The sequence below is a fragment of the Actinomadura sp. genome (genome assembly GCF_044508335.1).
Lineage (GTDB): Bacteria > Actinomycetota > Actinomycetes > Streptosporangiales > Streptosporangiaceae > Spirillospora.
Map to the genome: position 1 here is coordinate 1 of NZ_JBIQHY010000064.1, position 6,794 is coordinate 6,794.

At 69.2% G+C, this 6,794-nt stretch carries 6 protein-coding genes, 1 pseudogene and 1 riboswitch; of the genes and pseudogenes, 1 reads left to right on the forward strand and 6 read right to left on the reverse strand.

Features of this window, described 5'->3' with window-relative positions; genetic code table 11:
* Positions 1–249: 249 nt before the first annotated feature.
* The 6 genes and pseudogenes from ACIWVC_RS21055 to ACIWVC_RS21080 all read right to left on the reverse strand — a co-directional run.
* A pseudogene (locus ACIWVC_RS21055) lies at positions 250–636 on the reverse strand (transposase); the annotation flags it as partial.
* A 179-nt stretch (positions 637–815) separates the two neighbouring features.
* The gene (gene groL / locus ACIWVC_RS21060; RefSeq protein WP_396454454.1) at positions 816–2,444 is read right to left on the reverse strand and encodes a chaperonin GroEL; all 1,629 of its coding nucleotides are present in this window, start codon (positions 2,442–2,444) and stop codon (positions 816–818) included.
* A 620-nt stretch (positions 2,445–3,064) separates the two neighbouring features.
* Positions 3,065–3,514: a hypothetical protein gene (locus ACIWVC_RS21065; protein ID WP_396454455.1), complete on the reverse strand. Its 450-nt coding sequence runs from the start codon at positions 3,512–3,514 to the stop codon at positions 3,065–3,067.
* Positions 3,515–3,732: 218 nt separating this feature from the next.
* Positions 3,733–4,008: a MoaD/ThiS family protein gene (locus tag ACIWVC_RS21070; RefSeq protein ID WP_396450301.1), complete on the reverse strand. Its 276-nt coding sequence runs from the start codon at positions 4,006–4,008 to the stop codon at positions 3,733–3,735.
* 14 nt (positions 4,009–4,022) lie between these two features.
* Entirely contained in the window at positions 4,023–5,267 is a 1,245-nt protein-coding gene (thrC, locus tag ACIWVC_RS21075) for a threonine synthase (RefSeq protein ID WP_396450303.1), read from the reverse strand.
* A gap of 16 nt (positions 5,268–5,283) precedes the next feature.
* A riboswitch (SAM riboswitch) is annotated at positions 5,284–5,425 on the reverse strand.
* A gap of 115 nt (positions 5,426–5,540) precedes the next feature.
* Complete coding sequence (locus tag ACIWVC_RS21080; protein WP_396450305.1) at positions 5,541–6,479, reverse strand: cation diffusion facilitator family transporter; 939 nt, start codon at positions 6,477–6,479, stop codon at positions 5,541–5,543.
* Between the two features lie 108 nt (positions 6,480–6,587).
* On the opposite strand from ACIWVC_RS21080, the gene ACIWVC_RS21085 reads away from it, so the two are divergent.
* Positions 6,588–6,794: hypothetical protein (locus tag ACIWVC_RS21085; RefSeq protein ID WP_396450307.1), on the forward strand; the 207-nt coding region annotated here is incomplete at its 3' end.

The window sequence follows — 6,794 nt, forward strand, 5'->3', positions numbered from 1 at the left end:
CACTCGTCCCCGCGATTCGTCGTAGCGCGTCCGCGACCAAGACCGCCAGAACACAACCCGGACGGCCAGTCTCCTTCCAGAGTCAGTGCGCAGCTACAGGCTCGCGCCCCACCACATCTACGTCCGTACAGGTGGCCACGTCCCGAAGAGAGCGAAGCAGTCAGGGAATCGCGACAGTGCCGACTGCGTGGCCATCGCCTTGGTAATCCACCGGAGCAGGTCAGGCCCGCTCTCCAGCGGCCACTTGCGTCACGCTGCTCCCTGCGCGTCCAGCGCTTTGGACATCTTCGAGAGCTGGCCTTTGCAGATGCCCTTGATGCCCATCTGCTCCACCGGAGTGTCCACCTGGCGCGTCGCCACCTCAGCAGATGTGACATGCCCGCCGCGTTGACCAGGGCCTGCTCGTCCCGGCGGCGCCGCTCCAACAGCCACTCGGGAAGTACGACCCGGACCGCAGCTCGGGATCATCGGCCCCACCGTGCCGGCGCGAGTGTCCCGATCCGGGGACCGGCGGCCATTACGCCTCTTACCTGCTCGTCCGAGCGCCGCCCCGTAATCGGCATCGCGCACCGCATCGGCCTCCGCGTACATCATCGCTTCGGCCGGCGTCTTGACCGTTGACCGCAGCACATCGGGCTCACACGCCCCGGTCCGAAGGTGTCCACCGGGCTCGTCACAACCGGTTGCTCGGAGGTCGCCGTGCTCGGCCGCAGTCGTCCGGCAACGCGGGCATGCGCGGCCGGGGACGGGTGCGCACGCAAAAGGGGCGGCCCCTGGGGACCGCCCCTGATGTCGCGTTGGCTACGCGGCGCCGATCAGAAGTCCATGCCGCCGGCGTCGGGCATGCCGCCCGCCGGGGCCGGGTTCTTCTCGGGCTTCTCGGCGATGACGGCCTCGGTGGTCAGGAACAGCGCGGCGATCGACGAGGCGTTCTGCAGCGCGGACCGGGTCACCTTGGCCGGGTCGATGATGCCCGACTCGAACATGTTGACGTAGTCGCCGCTGGCGGCGTTGAGGCCCTCACCCGGGGTCAGGTTGCGGACCCGCTCCACCACGACGCCGCCCTCGAGGCCGGCGTTGACGGCGATCTGCTTCAGCGGCTCCTCCAGAGCGCGCTTGACGATGTTCGCACCGGTGGCCTCGTCGCCCGACAGCTCCAGCTTGTCGAACGCCTTGGTGCCGGCCTGCAGCAGCGCCACGCCACCGCCGGGGACGATGCCCTCCTCGACCGCGGCCTTGGCGTTGCGGACGGCGTCCTCGATGCGGTGCTTGCGCTCCTTGAGCTCGACCTCCGTCGCGGCGCCGGCCTTGATGACCGCGACACCGCCCGCGAGCTTGGCCAGGCGCTCCTGGAGCTTCTCGCGGTCGTAGTCGGAGTCGGTGTTGTCGATCTCGGTGCGGATCTGGTTGACCCGGCCGGCGATCTCGTTGGCGTCACCGGCGCCGTCCACGATGGTGGTCTCGTCCTTGGTGACGACGACCTTGCGGGCACGGCCCAGCATGTCGGTCGTGGTGTTCTCCAGCTTGAGACCCACGTCCTCGCTGATGACCTGGCCGCCGGTCAGCGTGGCGATGTCGCCCAGCATGGCCTTGCGGCGGTCGCCGAAGCCCGGCGCCTTCACGGCCACGGACTTGAAGATGCCGCGGATCTTGTTGACGACCAGGGTGGCCAGGGCCTCGCCCTCGACGTCCTCCGCGATGATCAGCAGCGGCTTGCCGGACTGCATGACGCCCTCGAGGACGGGCAGCAGGTCCTTGTTGGCCGAAGCCTTGCCCTGAACGATCAGGATGTACGGGTCCTCGAGGACCGCCTCCATCCGCTCGGGGTCGGTCACGAAGTAGTGCGAGATGTAGCCCTTGTCGAAGCGCATCCCCTCGGTGAGCTCGAGCTCCAGACCGAAGGTCTGGCTCTCCTCGACCGTGATGACGCCTTCCTTGCCGACCTTGTCCATCGCCTCGGCGATCATCTCGCCGATCTGCGGGTCGCCCGCGGAGATGGACGCCGTGGAGGCGATCTGCTCCTTGGTCTCCACGTCCTTGGCCAGCTTGGAGAGCTCCTCGCTGACGCGCTCGACCGCGGCCTCGATGCCCCGCTTCAGGGACATCGGGTTCGCGCCCGCCGCCACGTTCCGCAGGCCCTCGCGCACCAGCGCCTGGGCCAGCACGGTCGCGGTGGTGGTGCCGTCACCGGCGACGTCGTCGGTCTTCTTCGCGACCTCCTTGACGAGCTCCGCGCCGATCTTCTCCCACGCGTCCTCGAGCTCGATCTCCTTGGCGATCGACACACCGTCGTTGGTGATCGTGGGAGCGCCCCACTTCTTCTCCAGCACGACGTTGCGACCCTTCGGACCAAGGGTCACTTTTACGGCATCGGCCAGCTGGTTCATGCCGCGCTCGAGACCGCGGCGGGCCTCCTCGTCGAACGCGATCATCTTTGCAGCCATAGGCTCCAGTCCTCCCGGAACAAGGTGGCTTAGACGGATCGAGCCGACGCCCGCGACGGACGGCCCCCGCCGACGACTGCCATTCCGCCGCCGGAGTGAGGCCTCATCGCCCCGACCCAGACTGTGAAGTTGTCACTCTCCACAGCAGAGTGCCAACCGTTTGTTTAGCACTCTACCCTGCCGAGTGCAAGCGCCACACATCCTCGCCGGCGGAAGCGTCGCCTACCTGCCCAGACCCCTTCCCACCTGCGGCGAAACCACTCCGGGAACCTCGCAGGCGTGTCGCCGCACCCCACGGTGCGTGATCGTCCGCATCCATCCGCGCAGCGATCGCGAACACGTGCACCGGCTTGGGGCGCCGAGCGACGGTCTGTTCCGGACGTCCCACAATCAAAGGTAAGAGGAGCCCAGCGCGTCATCAACGCGAGCCGCTCAACGATCACTCCGTCGCCCACGATGCAGGGAGCGCACAGACGGCCATCGAGCGAGCGGCGTGGCGAGCCGGCCAGTGGTCAGGACGGAGTTGCGGGCGACTCGCACCATGCGCGCCCTTCAATCGTCACGCTGTCCACCGGCTTCGCGGAGATTGTCGGCGGTGGGGCCGATGTCGGCGGCGTCAGTCATCCGAAAAGGGCCAGCGTGGCGAGAAAAATGGCCGTCATCCCGAAGAACGCCAGCAGTCCGCCCGTCCAGGCAACCGCCCGTTCCTGCCCGAGCGTCGCACCGGCTTCTTTGAGGGCTAGCCGGATGTCCCCGACCGGGTCCAGGTTCCGTACGTGCAACCCCATGCCCACGAACGGTGAATAGACCATGCCCGCCAGCACGAACAGGACGGCGGCAGGCCACGTCGGGGAATCCGTCACGAGCAGGTCGTCGATGAGAAATGTCGCGGAAATGAACAGCAGAGCACCCACCAGGTGCACCGCCAGCGTGAAGAGGCCGGCACGGACAAAGCTCGTTCCCGCTATGCGCACCACCCATGAGCTGTACCGACGCGGGAGCCACAGAAATCCGACGGCCACGCCCCACACAAGGAGCCAGCCGATCGCCCAGTCCCCGGGAGCACTCATCTCGCCCTCCTCCGGCAGTCCGCGCCCGTAACCCCATGCTTATTGCCGGTAGCGTCGACGACTGTTACGGGATCGACCGCAATGATTCCCGAAGGGGGACGGCCTGACAATGAGTCGCCGTGCGGAATCAGCGGTTCCGGATGAGTGAAATGGCGGGGACGGCGTTCGGGACGGTGCGTCGGTGGCCCGGCCGCGGGTCGGCCGGGCCACCGCGGGCGTCAGCCGCCGGCGACGGCGGGGATGATGGAGATCTGGGCGCCGTCAGGGGTGGGGGTGTCGAGGCCGTCGGCGAAGCGGACGTCCTCGTCGCCGACGTAGACGTTCACGAAGCGGCGGATCTTGCCCGCGTCGTCCAGGATGCGGGCGGAGATACCGCTGTAGTTCGTCTCCAGGTCGGCGACGACGGCGCGCAGGGTGGCGCCCTCGGCCTTCACCTCGGACTCGCCGCCGGTGTAGGTCCGCAGGATCGTCGGGATGCGCACGGAAACGCTCATGGATGCTCCTTTTCTCAGGCGAGGCCGGCGGCGCGGAACGCCTCCAGGGACGGGACGATGTTCGCGGACGGTGCGACGACCGGGGAGACGGCGTCCAGGGTCTTCAGGCCGTCCCCGGAGTTGATGATCACGGTCTCGGCGGACGGGTCGAGGGTGCCCGCGCCGATCAGCTTGCGGAGGGTGGCGACGGTGACGCCGCCGGCGGTCTCGCCGAAGATCCCCTCGGTCCGGGCGAGGAGGCGGATGCCCTCGACGACCTCGGCGTCGGTGACGTCCTCGACGGCGCCGTTCGTGCGGCGGGCGATGTCCAGGACGTAGGGGCCGTCGGCGGGGTTGCCGATGGCGAGGGACTTGGCGATCGTGTCGGGCTTCACCGGGCGGACCACGTCGTGCCCGGCCTTGAACGCGGCGGCGACCGGGCCGCAGCCGGCGGCCTGGGCGCCGAACACGCGGTACGGCCGGTCCTCGACCAGGCCGAGCTTGATCAGCTCTTGGAACGCCTTGTCGATCTTGGTGAGCTGGGAGCCGGACGCGACCGGGACGACGATCTGGTCCGGGAGCCGCCAGCCGAGCTGCTCGGCGATCTCGTAGCCGAGCGTCTTGGAGCCCTCCGCGTAGTAGGGGCGGACGTTGACGTTCACGAACGCCCAGTCGTCCTGCTCGCCGGCGATCTCGGAGGCGAGCCGGTTGACGTCGTCGTAGTTGCCGTCGACGGTCACGAACGTCCCGCCGTACACGGCCGTCGTGATGATCTTCTGGGCTTCGAGGTTCGACGGGACGAACACGGCGCTGCGGATCCCGGCGCGGGCCGCGGCGGCGGCGACCGCGTTGGCGAGGTTGCCGGTGGACGGGCAGGCCAGCACCTTGAAGCCGAGTTCGCGGGCGGCGGCGAGCGCGACGGCGACGACGCGGTCCTTGAACGAGTGGGTCGGGTTGCCGCTGTCGTCCTTCACCCACAGGCTCTGCAGCCCGAGGCTCTCCGCGAGGTTGTCGGCGCGGACGAGGCGGGTCAGGCCGGGCTCGGTGTTGGGCGTGTCCGCGACGTTGGACGGGACGGGCAGCAGCCCCCGGTACCGCCAGATGTTGCGCGGCCCGGACTCGATGGACTCCCTGGTGACGCCCCCGAAGTCGTAGGCGATCTCCAGGGGGCCGAAACACTCCTCGCAGGCGTAGAAGGGCCCGAGGTCGCGGGTGGAGCCGCATTCGCGGCAGACGAGGGCGGTAGCCGGTCCGAGGTCTGTGGCAGGCGTGAGTGCCATGAAAGCGAGGCCTTTCTCCCCATCTTTCCTGCGCCACCTTGGTCGCAGGCCGGAGTTGGCACCATCTCCCGGCCGGCCTCGCAGGATCGCGAGCGCGCCTCAGCCGGGTGGTTGCCGGGGCTTCACAGGGCCGGTCCCTCCACCCCTCTGGATGAGCGGTATTCAGTTGTTCGACTACGAGCGCTTTGGCTCGTATGCGTGACTTTACATGAACTGACCGGATGCCAGACAGGTAGGTCCACCGAGTGAGACATTACCCGGCCGAGGTCTTGATCACGCGGGCGACTCCTTGCGCACGAAGCGCTGGGTCGGGTCGAGGAACACGTGCCGGACGATGGGGAGCCGCTCCCGGAGCCGCCGGTCGATCTCCCCCGCGACGTCCTCGGCCTGGTCGGCGCTGATGGCGTCGGAGAAGTGGACCTTGGCGGCGACGAGCAGCTGCTCGGGCCCGAAGTGCATGGTGAGCAGCTCGTCCACGCCGGTCACGCCGGGCGCGCCGAGGATCTCCGCGCGGATCTCGCGCTGCGCCTCCGGGTCGGCCGCCCGCCCGATGAGCAGGACGGTGCTCTCCCGCCCGATCAGCAGCGCCAGCCCGGCGAGCAGCACCCCGATGAGGACGGACGCGAGCCCGTCCCAGAACTCCGACCCGGTGATCTGCCGGAGCACCAGCCCGCCGGCGGCGAGCGCGATCCCGATCATCGCGGCGCTGTCCTCGAACAGCGCGGTCTTGAACGTCAGGTCGGGCGACCGGCGGACGTGTTCGACCAGTTCGTGGTCCGATTCGCGGGTCTCCATGCGCGCCTGGTGGAAGGCGCGGATCAAGGACGCCCCCTCCAGGACGGCGGCGAGGGCGAGCACGGCGTAGGCGAGCCAGACCGCCGTGCCGGTGCCGCCGTGGCCGGTCATGGTCAGGATCCCCTCGAAGATCGAGAACCCGGCTCCGGCGATGAAGATCCCGAACGCGGCGAGCAGCGACCAGACGTACCGCTCGTTGCCGTATCCGAAGGGGTGGCGCTTGTCGGGGGGACGTTCGCTGCGCCGCAGCGAGGCGAACAGGAAGCTCTGGTTGAGGGTGTCGGCGATCGAGTGGGCGCCTTCCGCGAGCATCGCGCTGGACCCGGCCAGCAGGCCGGCGATCAGCTTGGTGATCGCGAGGACGAGGTTGGCCGCACCGGCGACGAGCACGGTCTTCCTCGTCTCGGACCTGCTCATTCCGCCCGTCTACCCTCGGCGCGCCGCGCTAATCCAGGGGGTCCGGCCGTGGCGGAAACCACGCGGGTCACTGTGGAGCGCCCCGGTCGCAACTGAGACCCTTCCGGTATGAGCCAAGTGCTGGTGGCATCCAACCGCGGCCCGGTGTCGTTCTCGCTATCGGAGGACGGGGAGCTCGCCATGCGGCGCGGCGGAGGCGGGCTGGTATCGGGCCTGGCCGCCGTCACCGGCGCCCCGCGCGACCCCGGACCGCCGCGTCCGCTGGAGCCCGCGGGCACGCCGCCGCCGTCCGGCCAAGGCTCCGCGCCGTCCGGC